Raw genomic sequence first — 26,546 nt, forward strand, 5'->3', positions numbered from 1 at the left:
CGCCACGCACGCCGAGTCCGTTCACCGGCGGACGGTGATCTTGTCGAAGAACGCGCGGATGTCCGCGACATGCCGATCGGGAACCTCCATCGCGACAAAATGATTGCCCGGGTTCTCCTCCGGCCAGTGCACGATGTCGTTGTCCTGCTCCGCCAGTCGCAACATCAGCGCCGAACCACCGCCGTAGGTCCCCGTCGGCACCAGCCGCTGGCCCTTCGGCCAGGCGAAGCCGTCCTCGCCGAGACCGTTGTACATCGGCCATGACGACGTGCCCGCGGTGTCGGTGAACCAGTACAGCGCGACAGTGGTGAGCAGGTGATCGCGCTCGATCGTGTACTGCGGCAGCGGCGAGAACTCGTGGAACTTCTGCACCATCCACGCCAGCAGGCCGACCGGCGAATCGGTCCAGGCGTGCGCGAAGGTCTGCGGGGCTGCGCGCAGTAGCGCGTGGTGGTCGACGCCGGTCATCCACTGCTGCATCAGATCCCATTCGGCGCGTTCGTCGTCGGTCATGGCGGGGACGTCCGCGGCGGTCGGCATGCCGATACCGCCGTCGAGGTGCACCCCGATCACCCGATCGGGCGCGGCGATCGCCATCTCCGGTGCGATGTAGGCGCCGAGGTCACCGCCCTGCACGCCGTAGCGCCGGTAGCCGAGCCGGTCCATCAGCGTCACCCACATCGCGGCCACCCGCGCGGTGCTCATCCCGGTCTCGGTGGGCGGGGCCGAGAAGGCGAAGCCCGGCACCGAGGGGACCACGACGTGGAAGGCCTGGGCGCCTTCGAGACCGTGGGCTCGAGGGTCGGTGAGCGGGCCGATGGTCTTGCTGAACTCGGCGAACGTATTCGGCCAGCCGTGGGTCAGCAGCAGCGGAATCGCCTCCGGGTCGGCGGAGCGCACATGCACGAAATGCACGTCGAGGCCGTCGATCTCGGTGATGAACTGCGGGAACTCGTTCAACGCCGCTTCCTGGGCGCGCCAATCGAATTCCGTGCGCCAGTAGTCGGCCAGCTCCTTCAGGTAGTCCAGCGGCACGCCGCGCTCCCAGTCCAGGCCCGGCAACTGGTGCGCACTCCAGCGGGTGCGGGCCAGCCGCTCGTGCAAGTCGTCGAGATCGGCCTGCGGGATGTCGATCCGGAAGGGGCGAATGGGGGCGGTCATCGGTTTCTCCTGTGGGCTCGGGGTCGATCCGAGAACTACGCTAGAACCCATATAGGACCGGTCAGGTCCTAGTTATCGGGAATCCTGAGAAATATGAACGACACTCCGGAACGCCTGCTGCGGCTGCTGTCGCTGTTGCAGACACCACGGGAATGGCCGGGCAGCGAACTGGCCGAACGGCTCGGCGTCACCGGACGCACCGTGCGCCGCGATATCGACCGGCTGCGCGCGCTCGGCTATCCGGTCGAGGCGACGATGGGCGCGGCCGGTGGTTATCGCCTGGTCGCCGGAACCGCCATGCCGCCACTGCTGGTCGACGACGACGAGGCGGTGGCGCTGGCGGTCGGGCTGCGGGCGGCCGCCGGGTCCGCCATCGCCGGGCTCGAGGAGGCATCGGTGCGCGCGCTGGCCAAACTCGAGCAGGTCCTGCCCGCGAAGTTGCGGCGCCGGGTGCGGGTGCTCGGGACCGCGTTGGCGGCGCCGTCGGATGCGGGTCCCGGAGTGGACGCCGAGGTGCTCACCGCGCTGGCCGTCGCGGTGACCAATACCGAGCGGGTTCGCTTCGACTATCGCGACGGCGCTGGTGCGCGCACCGCCCGGCACGCCGAGCCCGCGGGCCTGGTCCCGTCCCGGCGACGCTGGTATCTGGTCGGCTACGACCTCGACCGCGGGGGCTGGCGGATGTTCCGGGTGGACCGGGTCGAACGCGCCCGCCCGACCGGCGCCCGCTTCACCCCGCGCCCACTGCCCGCCGACGATCCGGCGGCCTACGTCGCCGGCCGCCGCACCGACTGGGGCACGCCGGTGCTGCACGTCAGCGTCACCATCGAGGCACCGCTGGCCCGGGTCGCCGGCCGGCTCGGTGACGATCCCGGCGACCTCACCGCCGTCGACGCCACCACCTGCCGGCTGGACTGCGACCGCGACGACTCCCCCGAATGGCTGGCGCAACGCCTGCTCGCCCTCGGCGCGCAGTTCCGGGTACACGAACCACCCGAACTCAGGGACCGGGTCCGGGACCTCGCCGAACGGGCGCTGCGAGCCGTTCGATAACCGCGCCCTCGAGACAGCCTTCGACGCGGCGGCTCGGCAGGCATGGCCTTCCCGATCACCGGCACCACGCTCACCGCCGCCGTCGCGACCATGGCCGAGACCGGGCTCGGCTTCTCCGGCGATGTGGACGACGGACCAGATGACGCCGACGCCCACATGGCGGCTCACGCAGGGCACCCGCCGAGCTGTGACCGATCCCATATTCGAACCCGCGAAACTACGCACCAGTACCAGAACGTGAGTCCCCAACTGCCCCAAGAACTCTGCGACGATGCGGTGATGGGTTACTTCGACGGCGCGCGCGGCCGGATGCATTATCGGCGGTGGCCGGACGAGGACCGGGCGGCGGTGCTGGTGCTGCTGCCCGGGATCGGTCAGCACAGCGGGCACTACCACCGGTTCGCGCGGGTGCTGCGCGGCGCGGGCATCGAGATGTGGGCCCTGGACACCGCCGGGCACGGGCTCAGCGAAGGCGATCCCGAACAGCCCGGCACGCTGCGTGAACTGGTGGCGGACGCGGTACCGATGATCGAGCTGGTGCGGGCGCAAGTCCCCGAGACGCCACTGGTCCTGATGGGTCATTCGCTCGGCGCGGTCACCGCGCTCGGCGCACTCGGCGCGGCCGTCCCACCTGCGGAGTCCGCCGATCCGGAGACGATCCGCGGCACCGACACCGTCGCCGCCGACTATCCGCTGGTCCCGTCGCTACCCGCGGAGACGCTGGCCGGGCTGGTGCTGTCCGGGGTGCCGCGCCGCGCGCTCGGCGGCGGCGCGCCGGAAGCCCCGGGAACGCCGCTGCCGCCGCGACTTCCGGTGCTGGCCGTGCACGGCGCCGACGATCGCCGCGCACCCGTCGACGCGATACGGGTATGGACGCAGCGCCACGACTGGGTAGATTTGCGGGAGTACGCCGACGCCGGGCACGATCTGCTGCACGAGCCGGTGCACGCGCGGGTCGCCGCCGACATCGCGGAGTGGACGCTGGGAGTCGTCAAGGGGTTGGCACGACGCTCGTGACCGACAGCTGCGCAGGCAGCCGATGGGAAGAAGGGGGACGAAGTGCAGCGCAACGATATCGCCGCACTCGGTACCGCGGTCGACAACGGCGATCTGTGGATCGACGGGGTCCTGGTGGCCGAGGGGGCGCACGAACAATGCGCCCTGCGCTACGAACAGCTCGCCGATCAGGTCGACATCCAGATCCAGCAGCTCGCCGCGGCCACCACGCTGCCGGGTTTCGGCGGCTTCGCCTCCGGTGACGCGCTGCGCCGCGGTTTCGAGGGCAAGGCCACCGACGCCATCGCGCAGCTGCGCGATTACGCGGCCGCCGCGCGCAGCCTGGCGCACACCTTCCGCGCCGCCGCCGCGGCCTACCGCGATACCGACGACGCCGTCGCCGCCGCCACCAGGAAGGTGGCCGCCGATGCGTGATATGCCGCGCGCCGCCGAACGCGGCGCCCACCAGCGCGTCGACCCCGACTACGCGTCGACGGTCGAGATCTTCGACAATCTCACCCACCAGCAGATCCATGCCGCCGTGCAGCAGTTGGCGCCGGCCACCCTGCTGGCCGGCCAGCAGGCCTGGCAGAACACCGCCACCGGCCTGACCGACGCGATCGACCAGGCGCACACCGAGATTCGCTCGGCCATCGCCGACGGCTGGCGCGGCGGTGCCGCTCAGCAGGCCGCCGCGGCGGTGCGCGATTTCGAGCAACTGGGCAGGCAGCTCGCCGATGTGATGACAGTGGTCGGGCAGCGGCTCGGGCAGGCCGGTGATGCGGCCGAGGCGCTGCGCGCCGCCGTGCCCGGACCCTCGGAGGCCGAACCGGATCTGGCCGCGGCGCTGCTGGATCCCGCGCGCGCCAGCGAGAACGTCACCGCGGCCAAGTCCGTCGAGAACTCCCGCCAGGATGTGGTCCGGGTGATGGAGAGCATCTACACCAGCGCGTTCATCCCCACGGGGGCCGGAATTCCCGCGTTCCCGGACGCGGTGGCCGGGGCGTCGGTCGATCATGCCCCGGAGTCCGCGCGGCCGGGCCCGGTGTCGATCGTGGTTCCCGATACCACCGGCGGCGCGCCGGTAGCGCAGCCGTCCGCGGTGAATGCCGTGGTCGCCGGTGGACCGCCCGCAGATCCGCAGCAGCCGATTGCCCCCGCGGATGAGGCGACCGAACCGGCGGCACCCGCGCCGCTGACGATTCCCGCGGCCGCCGCACCCGTCGTCGCCGGGGTTCCGGAGGCAGCACCGCAGGTGCCCGCCACCACCCCGGCCGCCGCCACCGCCCCCGCCACCGTCGCCGCGGCCGTGCCCGTCGACCGTCCGGCGGCCGCGCCTGCCACCCCACCGGCTGCTGCCGTCACCTCCCCCGCATCGGCCGTGGGCCCCGTCTCGGTTCCCGCGAACAGCGGCACCGACGACCAGCGCAAACGCGAGGAAAAGCGGCAGGATTCGCACGGCTCGAGCGGCGAGGCGATCACCGGCATGAGCGCCGGAGCCATGGGCGGACTGATGGGCGGCGCGCTGGCCGCCGCCGACACCACCCGTTCTGGTCCCGCGCCCGTCGCGCCGAAGCCCGCGCCGGCCAAGACCGACGAATTCGACGACGAGGACGACGACCTGCACTACGTCGACGACGAACTGACCTTCCTCGAACCGGGTGGCGAGGGCGGCGAGCTGATCGGCTCGCTCGACCCCACCACGCCGCCGGTCCTGGGTGAGTGGACCGAGCACGAGTGAACTGGAGCATGACCCCGGACCAGTTCGCCATGGCCTGGTCCCGGACCGACGGCGACCGCATCCCCTACCCGCTGGCCGTGCGGCTGTCGGCGCGCGACACCGCCGAACGCGCCGCGCAACTGCCCGCACTGACCGAATGGTGTGACCGCACCCTCGACGCCGACCTGGAGGCCGCCCTGCGGGTGCTGGCCCGGCCGGACGTATGCGTCGAGGTGTTCGGTGAACGCAGCGGCGAGGACGGCGTGACCACACCCGTCCGGGTGCTCGGCGCCGCCAGCGGCAATGTCGCGGTGGTGGCCGCACAACGCCCCGGGTCCGAACGCGATCGTGGTGCCGAGGTGATGGTGATGGCCGGCGGCGCCAAGTCACTGCCCGGCCGGGTGGTGTCGATGCTTCCCGGCTTCCCCGCGGGCACCGGCCCCCGGCTCAACTCGCCCCTGTCGCGGGTGATCGAGGACAGCCGCAATCTCGTCACGATGCCCGTCGCCGGGCCCACCGAACCGGCCAGGATCCGGACCCTGCTGCGGCAGCGCCGCGACGGCATCGGCCAGATCGTGGTGTCGGTGCGCCGTGACGAGGAACTGGATCCGTTCGGGGTGCTGTGCTGGGTGGATCTCACCGACGACGGCCGCTATCTGGTGCGTACCGGCAACAGCGTCGACATCGTCGCGGTGGATGCCGAACAGTTCACCGGCCACCTGCGGCCCATGGTCACCGCCGCGCAGCGGCGCACCTACGCCGAGCAATGGTGACGTCGCCGGACTAGGCGTCGGCATTGAGCAGCTCGGTCACCTCGTGGTCGGCGAGCTGGTGGAAATCGCGGTAGGCGTTGCCGACCCCGCCCAGGCTGGGCGGGACCAGCGGGCAGACCACGTCGTCGGCTTCCATCGCGACCCGGTCCATGGCTTCGGCCGAGGCCACCGGCACCCCGACCACGATCAGCTGCGGCATCCGCAGCCGCGCGACCCGGCAGGCCACCAGCATGCTGGCACCGGTGGCCATGCCGTCGTCGACGATGACGACGGTGCGCCCGCCCAGCGGGATCGGTTCGCGGTCGCCGCGCCAGATGGCCCGGCGGCGTTCGAGCTCGGCGCGTTCGATGCGCTCGATCTCGTCGACGCGGGCGCGGGTGAGTCCGGTGTGGGCCATGACATCGGTATTGATCACCCTGGCGCCGTCCTCGCCGATCGCGCCGACCGCCAGCTCGGGCTGCCACGGCACGCCCAGCTTGCGCACCAGCAGAATGTCGAGATCGCCGCCGATCACCTCGCGCACCGCGGCCGCGACCGGCACACCACCCCGCGGCAGACCGAGCACCAGGGGATTCGACGCGTGCAGGTAGGATAATCTCTTACCCAGCGCGCGACCGGCGGCGCCACGATCGCTGTACACCATTACTTCGAACGCTACTCCGCCACGCGCTCGACCACCTCGAATCGCCGCAGGTCCAGGCTGGGGTTGGCCAGCCGTACCTCGCTCACTCGTGCGAGTTCGGCGGTCGCGACGAGCACGCCGGGTTCGTCGGCCAGTTCGGCAAGGACGACGCCGGCCGGGTCCACGATCATCGACGCTCCCGCACCACGATGGGCACTCTGGTCGGCGGCGGCCACATAGACGGTGTTCTCGATGGCGCGGGCGCGCAGCAGCGTCGTCCACTGCTCGACCTTGCCCGGCCCCGGGATCCACTGCGCGGGCAACAGCAGCACGTGCGCCCCGGCCGCGGCCACCCGGCGGCAGCCCTCGGGGAAGCGCAGATCGAAACAGGTCTGCAATCCGAAGGTGAGCTCGCCCACGGTGAACATCGCCGGATCGGCCACCTCCCCCGGCCGCACGACCTCGGATTCGCGATGACCGAAGGCGTCGTAGAGATGCACCTTGCGGTAGTGGGTGAGCAGCGTGCCGTCCGGTCCGAGCGCGACGAGCGTGTTGTGGATGCGGTCCTCGCCCGGTGCGGTCGTCTCGACCACACCGGCCACCAGATGCACCCCGTAGTCGGCCGCGATCGCGGCGAGTCCGGTGACGAACGCCCCGGTCAGCGGCTCGGCGACGGCAACGACCCGATGATCGAGCCTGCTGATGGCGAACATCGAATACTCCGGCGCGACCACCACCTGCGCCCCGGCCTCGGCGGCCTCGCGCACATGCCCGCGCAGCTGATGCAGATTCTGCGACGGCTCGGTGGAGGGCGCGAACTGGACCACCGCGACCTCCACCCGCCCGGACCCGGTCGCCGCGGTCGCGGCCGTGTTCTGCGGTTGCATAGGTCTCACCGTATTGGCCCGGTGGCCGGGACAGCCACCGCGAGGCAGTAAACTGCTGCTCAATGAGCACAAATCAGGTCGACAGCGTTTCCAGCGACGACGAATCCGCCGCCGCGGGCGGCGATACCAGCCCTGTCGACCCCACTTTCGCCGATCTCGGCATCGATGACCGCATTCTGCGGGCCATCGCCGATGTCGGCTACGAATCGCCGTCGCCGATCCAGGCCGCGACGATCCCGCCGCTGCTGTCCGGCGCCGACGTCGTCGGTCTCGCGCAGACCGGCACCGGCAAGACCGCCGCCTTCGCCATCCCGATCCTGATGGGGCTGGAGGCCACCGGTAAGGCGCCGCGCGCGCTGGTGCTCGCGCCGACCCGTGAGCTGGCCATCCAGGTGGCCGAGGCCTTCGGCCGCTACGCCACGCATATCCCCGGCCTGCATGTGCTGCCGATCTACGGCGGTCAGAGCTACGGCGTGCAGCTGTCGGGCCTGCGGCGCGGCGCGCATGTCGTGGTCGGCACGCCCGGGCGCGTGATCGATCATCTGGAAAAGGGCACGCTCGACCTGTCGCAGCTGCAATACCTGGTGCTCGACGAGGCCGACGAGATGCTGAAGATGGGCTTCCAGGAGGACGTCGAGCGCATCCTCGCCGACACTCCCGCCGATAAGCAGGTGGCGCTGTTCTCGGCCACCATGCCCGCGGCGATCCGCAAGATCTCCAAGCAGTACCTCAACGATCCGGTCGAGATCACCGTCAAGGCCAAGACCTCCACCAACGTCAACATCACCCAGCGCTGGGTGCAGGTGTCGCATCAGCGCAAACTCGACGCATTGACCCGCATCCTCGAGGTCGAGTCGTTCGAGGCGATGATCATCTTCGTGCGCACCAAGCAGGCCACCGAGGAGCTGGCCGAGAAGCTGCGCGCCCGCGGTTTCTCCGCCGCCGCCATCAACGGCGATATCGCCCAGGCCCAGCGCGAGCGCACCATCGGCCAGCTCAAGGCAGGCACGCTCGACATCCTCGTCGCCACCGACGTCGCCGCCCGCGGCCTCGACGTGGAACGCATCTCGCATGTGGTCAACTACGACATCCCGCACGACACCGAGTCCTATGTGCACCGCATCGGCCGCACCGGCCGCGCGGGCCGCTCCGGTGAGGCGCTGCTGTTCGTCGCCCCGCGCGAGCGGCATCTGCTCAAGGCCATCGAGCGCGCCACCCGGCACCCGCTCACCGAGATGCAGCTGCCGAGCGTCGACGACGTCAACGCCCAGCGTGTCTCGAAGTTCGGTGACGCCATCACCGAGAACCTCAACTCCGCCAATCTCGCGCTGTTCCGCAAGCTGATCGAGGAGTACGAGCGCGAGCACAACATCCCGCTGGTCGATATCGCGGCCGCGCTGGCCGTCGGCTCCTACGACGGCGACAACTTCTTCATGGAGCCCGAACCGGAGCCGGTGGAGCGGCCGCAGCGCGAACGGTCGCCGCGCCGCTTCGACGACGAGCGTCCCGGCGGCTCCGGCGGACGGCACCGGGCCACCGGCGCGGAACTGGCCACCTACCGGATCAGCGTCGGTAAACGGCATCGGGTGGTGCCGGGCGCGATCGTCGGCGCGATCGCCAACGAGGGCGGCCTGCGGCGCAGCGATTTCGGCCATATCAGCATCCGCCCCGACCACAGCCTGGTGGAGCTGCCGGCGAATCTGCCGCAGGAGACGCTGGAAGCGTTGCGGCGCACCAGGATCAGCGGCCAGCTCATTCAGTTGCAGCTCGATCAGGGCCCGCCGGGACAGCGTTCTTTCACCCGCGGCCCGCGCCGCGATCGCGACCCGGGCAAGCGCTACGAGCGGCGCAAGCCCCGGTCCTGACGCCACGCCGAGCCGGGCAGGCTTCGGCGCGACGCGGACACGCTGGCTAAGGTGTTGCCGTCCGGTCCGCGAGGAAGCGCTGACCGGTGCCGGAGTCCGGGCACAGGAGGGCCGCGTTTGTTCGTGTTCGGTGATCGTGTCGTCAGCACCGCCGCAGACCTCGCCCGCGCCGCGCGGTGCGAATTCGCGATGCTGCACGCCCTCGACGCCGATCTGGGCAGCGCGAGTGCCGAGCCGCTCGGGCGCCCGCCGGGCTCGGCCGACGAGGACCTGCGAGCCGAGCGGGCACGGCTGCTCGCGCAGCTGCGGCACCGGCACGGCGATGAGCTCGTCCAGATCGGCGGCTTCGCCGGGCACACCGATCTGGATCGCGCGGACGCCGATAGTGTCGCCGCACTGACCGCCGCGCACGCCGAAACCCTTGCCGCACTGGAGGCCAGGGCACCGGTCATCGCGGACGCGGTCTTCTTCGACGGCGAATTCGCCTGCCGCGCCGACTTCCTGATTCGCGCCGAGCACCGTGTTCGGTATCGCTGCCACACCATCACCGGCGACGACTTCTCGATCACCTCGGCGCTGGAACTCGCCGGCTGCGCGGCGGCCATCGAGTCGGCCGGTATTCCCGTCGACCCGCTCATCGCGCACACCCACCGCGGCCGGACCCGGACTCTGCCGCTGGCCGAACTGCTTCCGGTGTACCGCGCGCGCCGCGACCGAGTCCGCCACATCGTGGAAGAGCAACTCGGCGAACTGCTGCCCGCCCAGTGGGGCGACCCGCGCTACCTGGCCTGCGGTCGCTGCGCGGTGTGTGTGGATGCGCTCACCGCCGCCCGCGATCTGCTGCTGGTGGCCGGGATGAGCGGCACCGCGCGGGCCCGGCTGCGCGAAGCCGGGATCGGCACCATCGACCGGCTGGCCACGACGACGGGACCGCTGCCATCTCTGCCCGAGGTGGGACCGCGCACCCTGCTTCGACTGCGCAGGCAGGCCGAGATCCAGCTGCGCCGAGACGATTCCGGCCGCCCCGCCTACACCGTCATCGATCCGACAGCGCTCGGCGCGCTGCCGATCCGCAGCCCCGGCGATCTCGCACTCACCGTCGACACCGCACCCGTCGGCGAAGGTGACGCGACCGGCCGGCGCCCCGACCTGGCGAATCAACTGCACGTCGAGCTGGCCGACGCCGACGGCGTCCAATTGTCGCTCCTGATTCCGGCGGAACTCGACAGTGCCGACGCCCAGACCCGGGCACAGCAGCGCGCCGCGCTCGACGAAGTGCTCGATGCCATCGCACAGCGACGCCGCACCCATCCCGAGCTGCACGTATTCCACTACACCTCCACGGCCCGCTCGGCGCTGCTGTGCGCAGGCGGCCGGTTCGGCACGGGTGAAGACCTCATCGATGAGCTGCTGCGCGGCGGCGTCTTCGTCGACCTGTATCCGATCGTGCGCAGCGCCTTGCTGATCGGCGTCGATTCGTATGCGCCGGACCGGCTGCGCTCGCTGCTGCCGGATGCGGAGCCCGCCCCGGATGCCGACCACGAGTGCGTCACCGTGCTGCGGTTGCGCGACTGGCTGCTCGACCGAGCCGCCGAACAACACATCGCACCGACCGCGGGTGCGGCCGAGCGCCACCGGAGCGTCTCGGCGGAACCGCTCGCCCGGCCGACTCCCTTGGAAGCCGCGCTCGCCGAATTCGCCGAGCGCGTCCCGCCGGCCGCGCACACCACCGCGAGCGCGGTCGCGACACCTGCTGTTGCGGCAAGGCCCGGCGAGCATGTCCCGACGGCTACCACCTCACCCACACGGGCACGCGCTGCGGCGGGAACTCCGAACGACACCGAAACAGCCATGCCGGTCGGCGGCAACGGCGGTGCGGCAGCGGCCGGTTCCCCCGGCTTCGCGGCCGCCGAGAACATCGGCACCGAGGCCATCGAGAACACCGCCGCCGCTGCCGTCGTCAACACCAGCTCCGCGGCCGGCGAGAACATCGGCACCGCGGCCATCGAGAACACCGCCGCCACGGCCATCGTCGACACCAGCTCCGCGGCCGTCGTGAACACTGGCACCGCTGCCATAGTCAACACCAGCTCCGCGGCCATCGAGAACACCGCTGCCGTCGTCGACACCAGCTCCGCGGCTGTCGAGAGCACTGGCTCAGCGACCGCCGTGAACACTGGTACCGCTGCCATCGTCGACACCGGCACCGCGGCTGTCGAGTACACCGCTGACACGTCGGGCGCGGTGCCCGACCTGCGGCGCGGTTCAGCCGAGTACGAGGCGCTGGCGACCGGCTCGGCAGGGCAGCGGACGGACGCCGAATCCGGTGCACGCCAAGTCGCTTCGCTGATGGCGGCGGCGCTGGGATACCGGCGGCGGGAACGACAGCCGCTGTGGTGGGCGCATGCCGACCGGCTCACCCATCCGGTGGACGAATGGCCGGAGGCGCCTGGCGTACTCGTCGCCGATTGGGGCACCGTCGACACCAAATGGCATATCGGCCCGCGCGGGGACAGCATGCGCCGGTTCATCACACTGACCGGGCGGATGGGCGCGGGCAGCGGGCTGGCGCCGGGCACGACGGTCTACACCTTCTACGACCGCCCGGTGGCCGAGGGCATGGTCGCGGCCGCCGGGCACCGCGCGACGGCGACCGCCACGGTGCTCGGCTGCTCGGTGGACGCCGAATTCGACGACACCGTCCGGCTCGAGGAGCGCCTGCCCGCGGGCTGCGCTCCGTTCGACGATCTGCCCGCCGCCATCGCCCCCGGCCTGCCCGCACCCGACGACCACGTCGACGCCGCGATCGAACACCACGCCCAGCAGCTGCTGATGACATTGCCGCAGATCCCGGCGGGCGCGATCTTCGACATCATCGCCCGTCGCCCGCCCCGGCTGCACGGCGGTGGGCCGCTGCCCCGGGTGCACGGTGATTACGCCGCCGCCATCACCGCGGCGGTGCGGGAACTCGACGATTCCTACGTGGCGGTGCAGGGCCCGCCCGGCACCGGGAAGACGGCGACCGCGGCCCGGGTGATCGAGCGCATGGTCGCCCGATATCGGTGGCGGGTCGGTGTGGTGGCGCCGACGCCGGCGATCGTGGAGAACCTGCTGGACGCGGTGGTCGAGGTCGGCGTGCTGCCGCAGTTGGTGGCCAAGAAGGATGTCACGATCCCGGCGCCCGAATGGGCGGTCATCGACGCCGGCCGGTACCGGCGTTTCCTGGACAACGCGATCAACGGCTGCGTGATCGGCGGCGCCCCGGCCGATTTCGCCGACCCGCAGCTGGTGCCGTATCAGGGCCTGGATCTGCTGGTGATCGCCGACGCCGGACGGTTCCCGCTGGCGGATGCGGTCGCGGCCGCGGTGAGCGCGCGCAACCTGCTGGTGATCGGCGATCCGGTGCCCGCACCGTCGTCCACCACGAGTGTGCCGTTCGCATCCGCCGAGCGCGCAGGCGCCGCCCATCCGGAACCGGTCGGCGAATCGGTGCTCGCCCGGCTGACCGACGGCCGCGACACCCTGCCCACCGAGCGCGGCTATTTCCTGGACCGCACCTGGCGAATGCATCCTCGCGTGGCCAAACCGATCTCGCGGCTCTACTACGACGGCAGGTTGCGGGCCAGCGACACCGTCACGCTGGCGCGCCGCCTCGCCGATACCGAACCCGGCATCGACACCGTCCTGGTGGACCACCATGGCAATGCGACCGAATCGGTGGCCGAGGCCCGCGAAGTGGTGCGCCGGGTGCGCACGTTGCTCGGCCTGACGTGGACGATCGGCGCGACCACCCGGCGGCTGCATCCGCATGACATCTTCGTCGTCACCCCGTATCGCGCTCAGGTGGCGCGGATCTCGACGCTGCTGGCCCGGGCGAAGATCGACGATGTGCTGGTGGGCACGCCGGAGTTGTTCCGCGGCCGGGAGGCGGCCGTCGTCATCGTGTCATTGGCGACGTCGAGTCCGGCCGATGCGCCGCACGGGTTGTCGACGCTGTTCTCGCGCGCGCTCGTCCAGGGCGCGCTGTGCCGGGCGCTGTGGAAGGCCATCATCGTCCGCTCGCCGCTGCTGACCGAGTACCTGCCGAGCACACCGGCGGAATTGACCGAGTTGTCGCGTTTTCTGCGTCTGGGCTGAGCCGGCGCGCGGCGCCGGAATTCACCGGCGGATACCGGTTGGGAGTACCCGTATATCGGCGCGGCGTTCGCTCGCACCCCGCTCGGCAACCGGTCGGCGAAATGGTGGCAATGCCCGATCAATTATTCAAACCAGTCGGTTTCGTATTGCGACGGTCGAATTGCCGACTACTACAGCCGGTAATTCTCGACCTTATTTCGCGGTATATGCCCCGCTCAGCCGAAGCATTTTCCTTCGCCACGATAGGTCGGCACGGCGGTGCGCCTACCATCGCCGTCGACCAGGTGCAGGCGGTCGAACCGCTCACACAACTCGCCCGCTTTGGCGTGGCGCATCCACACCCGGTCGCCGATGCGCAGATGGTCCGCGCCGGTCAGCGGAGTCTGCACTTCGCCCGCACCCTCGGTGCCGATCAGCCGTAAACCGATGGGCCACACCGGCTTCGGCACCCGCGACGCACCGGCCGGGCCGGAGGCGATATAACCGCCGCCGAAGAGCGTGGCGATCCGGTCGGTGGGCTTACGCACCACCGGCAGCGCGAAGAACAGCGACGGCGTGGCGCGGAACGCGCGATAGTCGTCGAACAGCGTCGGCGCGTAGAGCCCGGACCCGGCGGTCACCTCGGTGACGACGGCGTCGGCCGTGCTGACCTCGATCGATCCGGTGCCACCGCTGTTGACGATCCGCAGCGGCCCGGCCACCGACCGCACCGCCTCCACCACCGCGCCACGCCGACGGCCGATCTCGGCGGCCGAGGCCTTCTTCACCAGCCGCACCGCGATATTGCTGTCGGGCAGGCCCGCGATCTGCGCCTCGTAGGTCATCACGCCGACGACCTCGAAGCCGCGTCGCCGGGCCGTCTCGGTCAGCGCGGCGGCCTGCTCGGGACTGCGGATCGGTGAGCGCCGCACCCCCAGATGCAGCGGTCCGATGCGCAGGGAGGCATCGACATCGAGACAAACTCGTGGATGCACGTTCTCGCTGCCGACCGCCGCCCGGATGAGTTCGAGCTGGTCGGCATGGTCGATCATCAAGGTGATGGCATCGTGCAGCATCGGGTCGGCGCCGAGTTCGGCCAGCGCGGCGCGGTCGGTCACGGGATAGCCGAGCAGCACATCGCGCGCGCCGAGCCGGACCAGCCAGATGGCCTCGGCCAGCGAATACGACATGATTCCGGCGAATCCACCGTCGGCGGTCAGCCCGGTGCCGAGCACCTCTTCGAGGACCGCGCGGCAGCGCACGGACTTACTGGCGACGCGGATGGGAACACCAGCGGCACGGCGCACCAGATCGGCGGCATTGGCTCGCAGGGCGGTCAGGTCGAGGGCGGCGAGGGGCGGCTCGAGGTCGGCGGTGGCAGCGTGCAGCCCCGCGATCGGCGACGTTTCGGTCACCCACCCACTCAACCATGCAACTGGTCAGGCGTCCAGTACCGTGCGGAGACGGTTTACGCGTCCGCGGCGCGGGTGGCCAGGCTCGAGACCAGATCGTCGAGCACCACCAGGATCGTCTCGTCGTCGCGGTCGGCCAGCCAGCGCAGCACCGCGCCTTGCAGCACCGAGACGACGTAGGCGGCGATGGCCTCGACGGGCTCGAGCCACTGCGCGCCGGCATGCCTGGCACACAACTCCAGGAAGACGACGGCCTCGGCATCCATGTCACGGAACAGGGTGGCACCGGCGGCGGAATCGGTGTCGGTCTCGCCGTCCCAATGCTCACGCAAGCGCTGGACGGCCTCTTCGTAGGCCCGCAGCTGCTTGGCCGGGGTGGCCTTCACCAACGGCCAGTACGCGCTGAAACCGGCGTGCAGCAGCACTCGCAGTGCGCGCACACCGTGCATATCGAGCGAAGCAGCCGCATTCTCGACTGCCTCGCAGACGGTCGGCCGCAATCGGGCCTCCACCAATTCTCCACGTGCGATCAACGACGACTCCCTCGGCGAACAACTCTCGCGCACCTCGTCGGCCGCGATTCACCACCTGGCGGGCACTTGTCGGGAAAGTGCAGCCCATCCAGGCAGCGTTCATCAATGGTAGAAGGTTTTCAGGGTTTAAGAACTAGTTCCATGGGTAAATTCAGACTAAAAGATTGTTTTGTTACCTAAACGGAACGCTGTCGAACTCTTCCGCACTGCGCTGGAATCGCTTCCGCGAACATCACTCTCGCCCCTCCCCGTGTACGGCACAAAGCATCGATCAGCGTACGACATGATCGACTCCGCGACCTTCGCGCTGTGGCCGATCACACAGTCGGACCTCGCAAAACGGACATCTGGCCGCGCGCGTCCCCCGACCGTTAGCCTGGGCAAGTGACTCTCTCGCCCCTGGCCGGCCACCTGCGGATCCCCGGCACCTTCAACTTCCGCGACCTCGGCGGCCTGCCCACCGCGGGCGGCGGCACCATCCGGCCCGGTGTCCTGCTGCGCTCGGCCCAGCTCAGCAGCCTGGACGAGGCCGGCCACGCGGTGCTGCGCGAACTCGGCGTGCGCGCGGTGCACGATCTGCGCGGCCAGCCGGAAATCGCCAAACACGGCGCCGACCAGCTGCCCGACGGCATCCGCCTCACCGTCACCCCGTTCGACTCCGATATGGGCGAGGCGCCGCCGCACGATCCGGCGACGGGCGCGGCCATGGCGCACATGATCGAGGTCTACCGGATGTTCCCGGCGCGTCCGGAGGCACACGCGGCCATCGTCGCCCTCGCCGAATCGATCGTGCGCGGCGACGGCGCCGTCCTCGTGCACTGCGCGGCGGGCAAGGACCGCACCGGCTGGGCCGTCGCGACGTTGCTGCGCGCGGTGGGCGTCGGCGAGCAGGACGTGCTGGCCGACTATCTGCTCAGCAACTCCGCGGTCCCGGTGCTGAAGGCGATGCTGACCGAGAACCTCGGCGCGGATCACGTCTTCTCCGACGATCTGCTCGGCGTGCGGGAGGAGTACCTGCGCAGCGGGCTGGACGCGGTGCGCGACCTGCACGGCGATATCGAGCGGTACCTGGACGCCATCGGCCTGACCGCCGAACTGCGCGCACGCCTGCGCGAACGCCTGGTCGACTGATCGGCTCGGTTACGCGCTGCGCCGCACCAGGCCGTCGGCACCGATGGTGACCTGATCGCCGGTGTGGAACCAAGTGCCGGTGAACCGGTCCGCGGTGGCCTTCGGATCATTCCAGTAGCGGCGGGTGACGTTCGGCCCACGGCACAGCAGTTCGCCGTGACCGTGCCCGGCGCGCGGACCCCACAGCGCCAATTCGGTGCCGCCGAAAGGCAATCCGAGCACCGCCGGATCGGCGGGCGAATCGTCGACGGCGAGCCCGATGCCGCTGGTCTCGGTGGCGCCCCACACCGCCCACTGGCGCGCGTCGGGGAACACCGCGCGCACCTCGTCGGCATCGAGCCCGGCCGTCGCGCGCTCGGCGCGATGGCCCGCGGTGCTGATGCGCGCCACCCCTTCGGTACGCAGGCCGTCCGCACGGTCGGCGGCCAGCTCCGGCAGCAGGGCGCCGAGGATGCGCGGGGTCGCCGCGATCATGTCGATGCGTTCGGCGGCAAGGGTTTCGGCGAGTCTGCCGGTATCGGGTGCGAGCACCACTGTGCCGCCGACGGCGAAGGTGGGCAGCAACTGGTCGACGCAGCCGCTGGCGTGCGCCAAGGGCAGCAGCACCAGGTTGCGTAAACCGTCGGTGGGCAGGTCGAGGGCGGCTACCACCGAACGGATCGCCGAGAGCAGGTTCTCGTTGGTGAGCTCGACCCCCTTGGGCAGCATCGGGCCCGGGGCGGTGCCGCTGGTGTAACAGAGCAGGGCGAGATCGTCGAGCGCGGCGCCGTCATCGATGAAGGCCGCGCCATCGGGGAATTCGGCCTCGGCGGCACCGCCGGACCTGGTCGAACCGCAGCCGCGGCCACCGGAACCGAGCACGAAATCGGCGCCGCTGTCGGCGATCACGCGCTCGGCGACAGCGGCGGGCAGCCCGTCGTGCACCAGCACCGGCACGGCGCCGCTGAGCAGTGCGCCGAGGAATGCCTGCACCCAGCGCGCGCCGACCGGCAGATGGACCGCGACCCGGTCGCCGTAACCGATGCCGTGCTCCTGGAGTCCGCCCGCGATCCGCGAGGCCGAATGCCACAGCTCGCGGTAGGTCAGCCGGGGCCCGCCCACCTCGACCACGGCCTCGCGATTGGTGAAGGCATGCACCTGGAGGTCGAGCAGTTCGGTGAGGGCGGGGGTGAGGTTGCCGTAGCGCAGCACGCCATCGGCGCCGCGGGCCAGCGGATCGCCTGCCCGCTCCCCGGCCGGATACTCGACCAGCAGACCGGCCGCGGCGTCGTCGTCCACACTCGGCCCGATGAGCCTCGTCGTACCGTCTCTCATCGGACCTCCGCGTGCTTCGAACCGTCAGGCACTGTGACTATATGACGCAGATCACAAATTCGCGGTCGGAGTCGGCGAATGTTTCCGTGTCGTCATCCACAAACGCCCGGGAGCTGGGCGGATCAGCGTCCGGTATAGGTCGCCTTACCCGGACCGAGCTCCAGGAAGCTGCGGACGGCTCCCCGCAGGTCCTCGGTGGCGAACAGCTCGCCGGACACCTCGGGAGTCACCGAATCGGCATGCGCCACACCGCCCGAACGCCAGGCCTCGACGATCTTCTTGGTCGCGGCGTGCGCACGGGTCGGGCCCTGCGCCAGCCGGTGCACCAACGCCGTGGCGGCGGCGTCGAGATCCACGTGCACCGCGTTCACCACACCCCATTCGGCCATGGTCGCCGCGTCGTAGAGGTCGCCGGTCATCACCAGCTCACGGGCCCGGCCCGAGCCGGCGCGCTCGGCCAGCCGCTGCGGGCCGCCCATCGACGGCGTCAAACCGACCACGATCTCCACCAGGCCGAACTTCGCCTTGGGCGCGGCCAGGATCAGGTCGCAGGCCAGCGCGATCTCGAACGCGGCGGTGAGGGTGAGCCCGTGCGCGGCGAACACCACCGGGCACGGCAGCGCCTCGAGCGGATGGCAGATCCGGGCGAACAGATCACGCCAGAGCTCGGCGCCCTGCTCGACGGTCAGGCCCTCGAAGGTATGCACGTCGACCCCACCGGAGACGACCTTGCCTTCCGCCCGCAGCAGCAGCGCGCGCGGCGGGTTCGCGGTCAAGTCGGCGATATCGGCGACGAGGGCATCGAACATGGCCTGGTCGAACAGATTCAGCGGCGGACTCGCCAGGGTCAGTGTCGCGACCTCGGCGCCGTCGCCGACGATCTCGCGTTCCAGTCTGGTGGGTTTGGTGTCACTCATTCGGCCAGAGTAAAGCCCTCGCCTCGCCCCGGATCTGCGAGACTGTCGGTGTGACCAAGGCGGAATCGGAGGCAGGCAGCTACGTCGAGCCGGGCGAGTTCAAGCGCGACACCAACTACATCACCACCCGGATCACCGCGGACGGCCGAGACGGCTATCCGGTGACGCCGGATCGATACCGCCTGGTCGCTGCGCGCGCCTGCCCCTGGGCCAATCGCACCCTCATCGTGCGCCGCCTGCTCGGGCTCGAACAGGTCATTTCGCTCGGGCTGTGCGGACCCACCCACGACAAGCTCAGCTGGACCTTCGATCTCGACCCCGGCGAGGTCGATCCGGTGCTCGGCATCCACCGCCTGCGCGACGCCTACCTGGCCCGCTTCCCCGACTATCCGCGCGGCATCACCGTGCCCGCCATCGTCGACGTGCCGACCGGCCAGGTGGTCACCAACGACTACGCCCAGATCACCCTCGATTTCTCCACCGAGTGGACCGAATTCCACCGGCCCGGCGCACCGCAGCTGTATCCGCCGCAGCTGCGCGCCGAAATCGACGAGGTGAACCGCCGGGTGTTCACCGAAGTGAACAACGGGGTCTACCGCTGCGGATTCGCCGGCGCCCAGGACGCCTACGACGCCGCCTACGACCGGCTCTTCATCGCCCTCGACTGGCTCAGCGACCGGCTCGCCGGACAGCGCTACCTGGTCGGCGACACCATCACCGAGGCCGACGTGCGGCTGTTCACCACGCTGGTCCGGTTCGACGCCGTCTACCACGGCCATTTCAAATGCAACCGCAGCAAACTCACCGAGGTGCCGGTGCTGTGGGCCTACGCCCGCGACCTCTACCAGACCCCCGGATTCGGCGACACCATCGATTTCGGGCAGATCAAAACCCACTACTACGTGGTGCACACCGACATCAATCCCACCCGCATCGTGCCGAAGGGGCCCGATCTGTCGAATTGGCTGACCCCACACGGCCGCGAAGCGCTGGGCGGCAGGCCCTTCGGCGACGGCACCCCGCCGCCCCCGCCACCGCTGAGCGAGCGCGTACCCGCACTGCTCGAGCCGCAGTAGGCCGGGCTTCTCCCGATCGCGGTGGTGACCCGGCCCACCGTGCGGATCCGCGCGCGGTGGGGTCGGAACCTTATACAGCGGGTAATCCGTTGTCAGGACGAGCTGACGGCGCAGGTGCCCTACAGTTGCGCAGCAGAGGCCGAAGAGGAGGATGAGGCCGTGTTCACCAAGGCGTTCGAGAAAGCGGTGGTCGAGCTACTCGATACCGGATCCCGCCTGCAAGCCCCCGCGGTCGCCAAGTACGTGGCGCGGCTGCGGCGCGCGCATCCGGACGAGAGCCCGGCGCAGATCATCGAGCGGCTGGAAAAGCAGTACCTGCTCGCGGTCACCGGCAGCGGCAGCGCGGTCGGCGCGACCGCCGCGGTACCGGGCGTCGGCACGGTCGCCGCACTGGCCGCGGTCAGCGCCGAAACCACCTTCTTCATGGAGGCCTCCGCGGTGTTCACCCTCGCGGTCGCCTCGGTGCACGGCGTGCGACCGCAGGACAAGGAGCAGCGGCGGGCGCTGGTGCTCGCGGTCGTGCTCGGCGACACCGGCATGGAGATCGTGCAGAAGAGCATCGGCCATTCCGCCAAGAACTGGGGCACGGCATTCGCGACCCGCATCCCGGGGCTATCCGGCATGAACGATTCGCTGCTCAAGCGGTTCATCGTCCGGTTCATCACCAAACGCGCCGCCCTGATGGCGGGCAAGGTGCTGCCCGCGGGTATCGGCGCGGTGATCGGCGGCGCGGGCAACCGCACCCTCGGCAAGGCCACGATCAACAACGCGCGCAAGGCCTTCGGTCCCGCACCGGCCCGCTTCCCGGCCGATCAGCCGCTGATCATCGACGCCGATCCGCTCACCGCGCTGGAATCCGCGCCGATGGCCTCCGCCTACCCGCCGCCCCCGGCCGCCTCCCGGTGAGCGCCGCACGACCGCAGGCCTTCGCCGTCCGCGGATTGACCAAGCGCTACGACCTGACCGAGGCCGTGCGCGAGGTGAGCTTCACCGTCGCGCCCGGCACCGTCGCGGCGCTGGTCGGCCCGGAAGACGCGGGCAAGACGACGGTGGTCGGCGTGCTGCTCGGGCTGCTCGAACCCACCGCCGGTGCGGTGCAGGCGGGCGGATTCGACGTCGATAACCGGCCCGACTACGCCCCCGTGGTCGGCGGCGTGCTCGACCCGCGTGGGCTCCATCCGGGCCGCACCATCCGCGATCACCTGCGGATCTACGCCGCCGCGGCCGGTCTGCCGGACCGGCGGGTGCGCGAGGTTCTGGATGTGACCGGGCTGAGCGACTTCGCGGGTACCAAACCCGACGGGCTCAGCCCAGGACGTCAGCTGCGCGCGGCGATCGCGACCGCGTTGCTACCGAATCCGCAACTGCTGGTTCTCGACGATCCGACCCTCGAACTCGACAGCGTCGAGCACGCCTGGCTGACCGACTTCCTGCGCGGCTACGCGGGTCGTGGCGGGAGCGCGCTGGTCACCGCGCGCAGCCTGGCCGCGGTGCTGCCGTTCACCGACAACATCGTCGTGCTGAGCGAGGGCTCGGTGGTGTACCAGGGCAGCCCGTCGCGGTTGCGGCGCAACAACCCCGACCGGCTGGTGGTGGCGACGTCGTCGGCGATCGCGCTGGCAACGGCGCTGGCGGTGGCCGGATACACCGACGCCGTCATCCGCCAGGACGGCAGGCTCGCCGTCGCCGAGGCGAGCCAGGACCAGATCCTGGCGGTGGCCGGTGCGGCGGGCGTGCGCGTCGACAGCATCGTCGCCGATCTCATCCACCCCGACCGGGTGCTGGCCTCGCTCACCGCCGCGTCCCGGCATCGGCCGGTGGTCACCGGCACCGCGGCCCCGCCGCACCCCGCTCGACCTCCGCAACCGTCTCCGATGCCGTACGGGATTCCACGATGATCGACGTCCTGCCCGCGGACCTGCTGCCTGCGCTCAACTCCGAACTACGCAAGACCGCGACGCTGCGCTGGCCGCGGCTGCTCGCCGCGCTGGTGGTGGCCATTGCCGTGGTGACCAGTTCGGTCACCGCGATCCTGTCCGGCCCGGCCGACCCCGAGGGCGAACCGGCCACCGGCGCCGCCACCATCGGGCTGTACCTGGCGTTGATCGCGGTCGTGCTGGCGGTCGGCGGGTACGGCGCGGCCGCCGCCGGTGGCGAATTCCGCCACGACACCATGGCCATCACCGCCATGTTCACGCCGGACCGCGATCGACTGGTCGGCGCCAAAATGCTCATCACGGCGGCTTTCGCGCTGGCGGCGGCGGTGGCGGTCGAGCTCGTCGCGCTCGGCTGCCTGTTCGCGTTCGGCAACGGGAAATTCGAGATCACCGCGCAATTGTTCGCGGTGCTCGGCGGCGGGCTGGTCGCGGCCGTGTGCTGGTCGGTGATCGGCACGGGCGTGGGGCTGTGGCTGCGCTCGCCCGGCACCGGCGTCGCGCTGGTGGTCGGCTGGCTGCTGGTGATCGAGCCGCTGATCTGGCTGGTCACCACCGGTCTCGGCATCGCAGGAGTGGCGACACTGCTGCCCGGATCGTCGACGGTGAGCACCCTGATGGTCGGCTCGTTCGCCGGCGCCGACCTGCTCGCGCCGACACCGGCCGCGATCGTGGTACTGCTGCTGTGGACCATCGGCGTCGGCGGGCTCGGCTGGTGGTCGGTGCGTTCGCGCGACCTGTGATGCTGGCTGTTCCGCCTCTCCGGGTTTCTTGGCCAGACTTAGTCGCGACTCCCGTTGCGTTGGCGGCCGGCGGGATGGGCTGTGGTCGGCTCTTGGGCGTACCCGGTGAGTTACCCGGATCGTGCGAGATCAGGTGTTGCGTTGGCATCGGTCGACTGCTGAGCTCCCGTTGGTAGGGACGATGGGTCGGGGAACAAATTTCCTGTCGGTGGGTGTCGTTATGGTCGATGGCACGAAGTGAGGGGTGGCTGACGGGGGGCTTGTTGTGGATGGATCGGCGCGGGTGAGCACAGAAGTCGTCGGGGGATCAGAGGGCGCGGGGCAGGCTCCCGGCTGGATTCGGCGGCTGTGGTGGGAGAGCACGCGGCATCGGCGGACCGTTCTCGGGATCACGGCTGCGGTGCTGGCGGGGGCTGCTGCCGAGATCGTCGCGCCGCTGCTGACCAAACGCGCCGTCGATGCGGCGGGCATCGGCGATACCGGGGTGATCGGGACCGTTGCCGCGCTGCTGGTGTTGCTCGCCCTCGGCCGGTTCCTCGCCTCCTTCGGGCGGCGGCTGCTCGCCGGACGGCTGTCGCTGGATGTCCAGCATGCGCTGCGGGTGAACCTGCTCGGCTCACTGCAACGGCTCGACGGTGCGGGGCAGGACGCGATCCGGACCGGGCAGGTGGTGTCGCGGTCCATCACCGACCTGCAATTGGTGCAGGGATTGCTGGCGATGGCGCCGCTGTCGGGGATGTCGCTGCTGCAATTCGTGCTCGCCGCGGCGGTGATGATGTGGCTGTCGCCGCTGCTGGCCACCGTGGCGCTGCTGGTGGTGCCCGCCATCGCGGTGGTGGTGTACCGGATCCGGCCCAAGCTGTACGCCGCCACCTGGTCGGCGCAGCAACGCGCGGCCGACCTCGCCCAGCACGTCGAGGAAACGGTCACCGGCGTCCGGGTGGTGAAGGGCTTCGGCCAGGAAGCGCGGATGGTCGACCGGCTGGAACGGCACGGTCGCAGGCTTTTCGCCGAACGCATGCGCGCCGCGGCCATCAACTCCCGCTTCGCGCCGACCCTGGCGGCCATCCCCCAGGCGGGCCTGGTCGGTGTGGTCGCCCTCGGCGGCGTGCTGGCCATGCGCGGCAGCATCGGCCTCGGTACTTTTCTGGCGTTCACCGCCTACGTCGCCACCATGACCACCACCGCACGCACCATGGCCTCGGTGGTGATCATGGCCCAGCTGACCAGGGCCGCCGCCGAACGGGTCTACCAGGTCATCGACGCCGCACCCACCGTCGCCGATCCGGAGCACCCGCGGGACCTGCCCGACGGTCCGCTCGGCGTCGAGATCGACGCGGTCACCTTCGGGTTCGACCCGGACCGGCCGGTACTGCGCGACCTCGAGCTCACCGTCCGGCCGGGCGAAACAGTGGCGATCATCGGGCCCGCCGGCTCCGGCAAGACCACCCTGTCGCTGCTGCTGCCCCGCTTCTACGCACCGGACTCCGGCGCGATCCGGTTGTTCTCCGCACCGGACACGGCAGCGTCCGAAGCCGTGATCGACGCCGGCGCTCCCGTCCTGGACCACGTGCCGACGGCGAAGGGCGCCGACCGCCACACCGGACCGCCCACGCCGACCGGCCATCCCGCGCGGGCGGGCACCGGCCGCGAGGGGCCCACCGCCCTCGCCCACCAGCGCGGTGACGGCCGAAGCGACCGCCCGACAGCTGGATCGACGACCGGCGCGTCGGGCCGCATCCGCCCGGCCGATCTGCCACCGGGCAACCGTGTCGACATCGCCCAGCTCAGGGCAAGTGACCTGCGCGCTGCTATCGGTGTGGTCTTCGACGACCCGTTCCTGTTCTCCGACACGATCGCCGCGAACATCGCCCTGGGTAGCCCCGAGGCCACCGACGCCGAGATCCGGCACGCGGCGAAAATGGCCGCGGCCGACGAATTCATCGGCGAACTGCCCGACGGCTACGACACCGTGGTGGGCGAACGCGGGCTCACCCTGTCCGGCGGGCAGCGCCAGCGCATCGCCCTGGCGCGGGCACTGCTGGCCCGCCCGCGCATCCTGGTCCTCGACGACGCCACCTCCGCCGTCGACGCCGTCACCGAGGCGGCCATCTTCGACGCACTGCCCGATCGCGGCGAGCGCACCACGATCATCCTGGCGCACCGCGAATCGACCCTCGCACACGCCGACCGGGTGATCCGGCTACCCGCCCCGGCCCACGCCCTGCCGGTCGCCGAGCCGCTGATTCCGGAACCGCCCCGCCGGACGCCGCGCGGCGCGGGCCGGGCCGCGGCCGCCGACCTGAGCGAGACGCCGGAACTGCGGCGGACCATCGAACGGCTGCCACCGGCCACCGAAGAACCCCGGCTGGACGCCGAACGCCTACGGCAACCCGATCCAGGTTTCCGGCTGATCCGATTGTTGTGGCCGGTGCGCGCCCTGGTGCTGACGGTCATGATCTTGCTGGCGGTGGAGGCGCTGATCGGGATCGGATTCCCGCCGATCGTCCGCTACGCCATCGACGCCGGTGTCGGCGGCGACGATATGAGCGCGCTGGCGCGCGCGGCGCTCCTCGGAACGGTGCTGGTGCTGGCGGGCTGGATCGTGGCCTCAGCGACCACCATCCTCACCGCCCGCACCGGTGAGCGCGTGCTCTACGGGCTACGGGTGCGCAGCTACGCCCACCTCCAGCGGCTGGGCCTGGACTACTACGAGCGAGAACTGTCCGGCCGGATCATGACCCGGATGACCACGGACGTGGACGCCCTGTCGACTTTCCTGCAAACCGGCGTCTCGACCGCGCTGGTGAGCGCGCTCTCGCTGGTGGCCATCGCGGTGGCACTGCTGGTCATCGACACCTCGCTGGCGCTGGTGGTGCTGCTCGGCGTGCTACCGCCACTGGTGATCGCGACGGTGATCTTCCGGCGGGTCTCCTCCGCGGCCTACACCATCTCGCGCGAACACGTCTCCACCGTCAACGCCGACTTCCAAGAGAACATCAGCGGGCTGCGCGCGGTGCAGGCCTACCGGCACGAACCGCTCGCGGCGCGGCGCTTCGCCGAATACTCCGAGCGCTACCGGCACAGCCGGATGCGCGCCCAGCGGGCGATCGCGCTGTACTTCGCGTTCATCTCGGCCTGGTCGGACCTGGCGCTGGCCATGGTGGTGTTCGTCGGCGCCCGCGAAATCGCCGGCGGCACCACCAGCGCGGGCACCCTCGTCGCGTTCGTGCTCTACCTGGAACTGCTGTTCGGGCCGGTGCAGCACCTGTCCCAGGTCTTCGACGGATATCAGCAGGCCAAGGTGGGTCTGCGCCGGATCGGCGCGCTGCTGCGCACCGAATCCTCCATCGCCCCAGACTCCCCCGATGCCGTACCCATCACCGACCGGCTCGACGGCGCCGTCCGCCTGGACCGGGTGCGCTTCGGCTACCCGGGCACGGACAACCTCGCCCTCGACGATGTCTGCCTCGACATCCCGGCCGGCTCCACACTGGCGCTGGTCGGCGCCACCGGCGCCGGCAAATCGACCATCGTCAAACTGCTGGCCCGCCTCTACGACCTACCGGCCGACGGCGCGGGGTCGGTCCGCGTCGACGAGGTCGACCTGCGCGACTACCGGCTCGCCGACTACCGAGCCCGCCTCGGCATCGTCCCGCAAGAACCTCACCTGTTCACCGGCGACGTCGCCAGCAACATTGCATTCGGGAAACCATCGGCGACCGCCCAACAGATCGCCGATGCCGCCGCGGCGGTGGGCGCGACCGCGATGATCGACTCACTCCCGCTCGGCATGGCCCAGCCGGTGGGAGAACGCGGCCGCGGCCTGTCGGCCGGACAGCGGCAGCTGATCGCGCTCGCCCGCGCCGAACTGGTCGACCCCGACCTCCTGCTACTGGACGAGGCGACGGCCACCCTCGACCCCGATGCCGAGCAATCAGTGCTGGTAGCGACGAAATCGCTGGCTCGCGACCGAACCACGGTGGTGGTCGCGCACCGGCTGGCGACGGCCGCACGCGCCGATCGGATCGCCGTCGTCGACCACGGCAGGATCGTGGAAATCGGCGCGCACGAGGAATTGCTGGCCGCGGATGGGGCGTATGCCCGACTCTGGGCAGCGGCCGGAGAACGGGAGGGAATATTCTCAGCGGAAGACAGGTCGTCACCATCGAGGAGCGGCCTGTCCGCCGGTCGGTAGCACCGCCGATTCGGGGCTGGGCCTATCCTCGACAGAGGGCGCATCGGCGCGTATCCGCCGATCCCCGTGCCGGGCACGTCACAAACGTCGCAGCG

20 protein-coding genes are annotated in these 26,546 nt (G+C 70.6%); 13 read left to right on the forward strand and 7 right to left on the reverse strand.

All coding sequences use genetic code 11. From position 1 onward, the window contains the following. Window positions 1-21 precede the first annotated feature (21 nt). On the reverse strand, window positions 22-1,161 hold the full coding sequence (locus FEK34_RS19370) for an epoxide hydrolase family protein (protein WP_138449525.1): 1,140 nt from the start codon (window positions 1,159-1,161) through the stop codon (window positions 22-24). A 93-nt stretch (window positions 1,162-1,254) separates the two neighbouring features. On the opposite strand from FEK34_RS19370, the gene FEK34_RS19375 reads away from it, so the two are divergent. The 5 genes from FEK34_RS19375 to FEK34_RS19395 are packed head-to-tail and all read left to right on the forward strand — an operon-like array spanning window position 1,255 to window position 5,703. Then, on the forward strand, window positions 1,255-2,214 hold the full coding sequence (locus tag FEK34_RS19375) for a helix-turn-helix transcriptional regulator (RefSeq protein WP_138449527.1): 960 nt from the start codon (window positions 1,255-1,257) through the stop codon (window positions 2,212-2,214). A 42-nt stretch (window positions 2,215-2,256) separates the two neighbouring features. After that, window positions 2,257-3,231, forward strand: a complete 975-nt coding sequence (locus FEK34_RS19380) for an alpha/beta hydrolase (RefSeq protein WP_432760967.1) — start codon at window positions 2,257-2,259, stop codon at window positions 3,229-3,231. Window positions 3,232-3,273: 42 nt separating this feature from the next. Next, a complete protein-coding gene (locus FEK34_RS19385; protein WP_104897988.1) occupies window positions 3,274-3,645 on the forward strand; it encodes a hypothetical protein in 372 nt (123 codons plus the stop codon). Then, window positions 3,638-4,951 (forward strand): PPE domain-containing protein, encoded by a 1,314-nt coding sequence (locus tag FEK34_RS19390; RefSeq protein WP_138449529.1) that lies wholly within the window; start codon window positions 3,638-3,640, stop codon window positions 4,949-4,951. Before FEK34_RS19385 ends, FEK34_RS19390 begins: the two co-directional genes overlap by 8 nt. 8 nt (window positions 4,952-4,959) lie before the next feature. Further along, on the forward strand, window positions 4,960-5,703 hold the full coding sequence (locus FEK34_RS19395; protein ID WP_138449531.1) for an ESX secretion-associated protein EspG: 744 nt from the start codon (window positions 4,960-4,962) through the stop codon (window positions 5,701-5,703). 10 nt (window positions 5,704-5,713) lie between these two features. On the opposite strand, the gene FEK34_RS19400 is transcribed toward FEK34_RS19395, so the two are convergent. Further along, on the reverse strand, window positions 5,714-6,346 hold the full coding sequence (locus tag FEK34_RS19400) for a phosphoribosyltransferase (RefSeq protein WP_104897985.1): 633 nt from the start codon (window positions 6,344-6,346) through the stop codon (window positions 5,714-5,716). 11 nt (window positions 6,347-6,357) lie between these two features. Then, the gene (locus tag FEK34_RS19405; RefSeq protein WP_138449533.1) at window positions 6,358-7,212 is read right to left on the reverse strand and encodes a carbon-nitrogen hydrolase family protein; all 855 of its coding nucleotides are present in this window, start codon (window positions 7,210-7,212) and stop codon (window positions 6,358-6,360) included. A 62-nt stretch (window positions 7,213-7,274) separates the two neighbouring features. Between FEK34_RS19405 and FEK34_RS19410 the strand changes: the two genes are divergently transcribed. Both FEK34_RS19410 and FEK34_RS30875 read left to right on the forward strand, forming a co-directional pair. Then, complete coding sequence (locus FEK34_RS19410) at window positions 7,275-9,077, forward strand: DEAD/DEAH box helicase (protein WP_138449535.1); 1,803 nt, start codon at window positions 7,275-7,277, stop codon at window positions 9,075-9,077. Window positions 9,078-9,194: 117 nt separating this feature from the next. After that, window positions 9,195-13,214: an AAA domain-containing protein gene (locus FEK34_RS30875; protein WP_432760968.1), complete on the forward strand. Its 4,020-nt coding sequence runs from the start codon at window positions 9,195-9,197 to the stop codon at window positions 13,212-13,214. 215 nt (window positions 13,215-13,429) lie between these two features. On the opposite strand, the gene FEK34_RS19425 is transcribed toward FEK34_RS30875, so the two are convergent. Beyond that, window positions 13,430-14,608 (reverse strand): amino acid deaminase/aldolase, encoded by a 1,179-nt coding sequence (locus FEK34_RS19425; RefSeq protein WP_138449537.1) that lies wholly within the window; start codon window positions 14,606-14,608, stop codon window positions 13,430-13,432. A 53-nt stretch (window positions 14,609-14,661) separates the two neighbouring features. Next, window positions 14,662-15,138 carry a TetR family transcriptional regulator gene (locus FEK34_RS19430; RefSeq protein WP_249357948.1) on the reverse strand — a complete coding sequence of 159 codons (477 nt, stop codon included), beginning with the start codon at window positions 15,136-15,138 and terminating at the stop codon, window positions 14,662-14,664. A gap of 384 nt (window positions 15,139-15,522) precedes the next feature. Between FEK34_RS19430 and FEK34_RS19435 the strand changes: the two genes are divergently transcribed. Then, on the forward strand, window positions 15,523-16,269 hold the full coding sequence (locus FEK34_RS19435; protein WP_138449539.1) for a tyrosine-protein phosphatase: 747 nt from the start codon (window positions 15,523-15,525) through the stop codon (window positions 16,267-16,269). Between the two features lie 9 nt (window positions 16,270-16,278). Here the strand turns inward: FEK34_RS19435 and FEK34_RS19440 are convergent, their stop codons facing one another. After that, the gene (locus FEK34_RS19440) at window positions 16,279-17,583 is read right to left on the reverse strand and encodes a class I adenylate-forming enzyme family protein (protein ID WP_249359396.1); all 1,305 of its coding nucleotides are present in this window, start codon (window positions 17,581-17,583) and stop codon (window positions 16,279-16,281) included. Between the two features lie 122 nt (window positions 17,584-17,705). After that, complete coding sequence (locus FEK34_RS19445) at window positions 17,706-18,500, reverse strand: enoyl-CoA hydratase/isomerase family protein (RefSeq protein WP_138449541.1); 795 nt, start codon at window positions 18,498-18,500, stop codon at window positions 17,706-17,708. 50 nt (window positions 18,501-18,550) lie between these two features. Between FEK34_RS19445 and FEK34_RS19450 the strand changes: the two genes are divergently transcribed. The 5 genes from FEK34_RS19450 to FEK34_RS19470 all read left to right on the forward strand — a co-directional run bounded on the left by FEK34_RS19450 (window position 18,551) and on the right by FEK34_RS19470 (window position 26,451). Beyond that, on the forward strand, window positions 18,551-19,576 hold the full coding sequence (locus FEK34_RS19450) for a glutathione S-transferase family protein (RefSeq protein ID WP_138449543.1): 1,026 nt from the start codon (window positions 18,551-18,553) through the stop codon (window positions 19,574-19,576). 159 nt (window positions 19,577-19,735) lie between these two features. Further along, window positions 19,736-20,482, forward strand: coding sequence for a hypothetical protein (locus tag FEK34_RS19455; RefSeq protein ID WP_138449545.1), 747 nt, complete (start codon window positions 19,736-19,738; stop codon window positions 20,480-20,482). Beyond that, window positions 20,479-21,474, forward strand: a complete 996-nt coding sequence (locus tag FEK34_RS19460) for an ATP-binding cassette domain-containing protein (RefSeq protein ID WP_138449547.1) — start codon at window positions 20,479-20,481, stop codon at window positions 21,472-21,474. Before FEK34_RS19455 ends, FEK34_RS19460 begins: the two co-directional genes overlap by 4 nt. Beyond that, window positions 21,471-22,253 carry an ABC transporter permease gene (locus tag FEK34_RS19465; protein ID WP_138449549.1) on the forward strand — a complete coding sequence of 261 codons (783 nt, stop codon included), beginning with the start codon at window positions 21,471-21,473 and terminating at the stop codon, window positions 22,251-22,253. The genes FEK34_RS19460 and FEK34_RS19465 overlap by 4 nt, the downstream gene beginning before the upstream one ends. A 283-nt stretch (window positions 22,254-22,536) precedes the next feature. Then, entirely contained in the window at window positions 22,537-26,451 is a 3,915-nt protein-coding gene (locus FEK34_RS19470) for an ABC transporter ATP-binding protein (protein WP_171048285.1), read from the forward strand. The last annotated feature ends 95 nt before the right edge of the window (window positions 26,452-26,546 follow it).

Origin of the sequence: Nocardia cyriacigeorgica (assembly GCF_005863245.1) — a bacterium.
Classification (GTDB): Bacteria; Actinomycetota; Actinomycetes; order Mycobacteriales; family Mycobacteriaceae; genus Nocardia; species Nocardia cyriacigeorgica_C.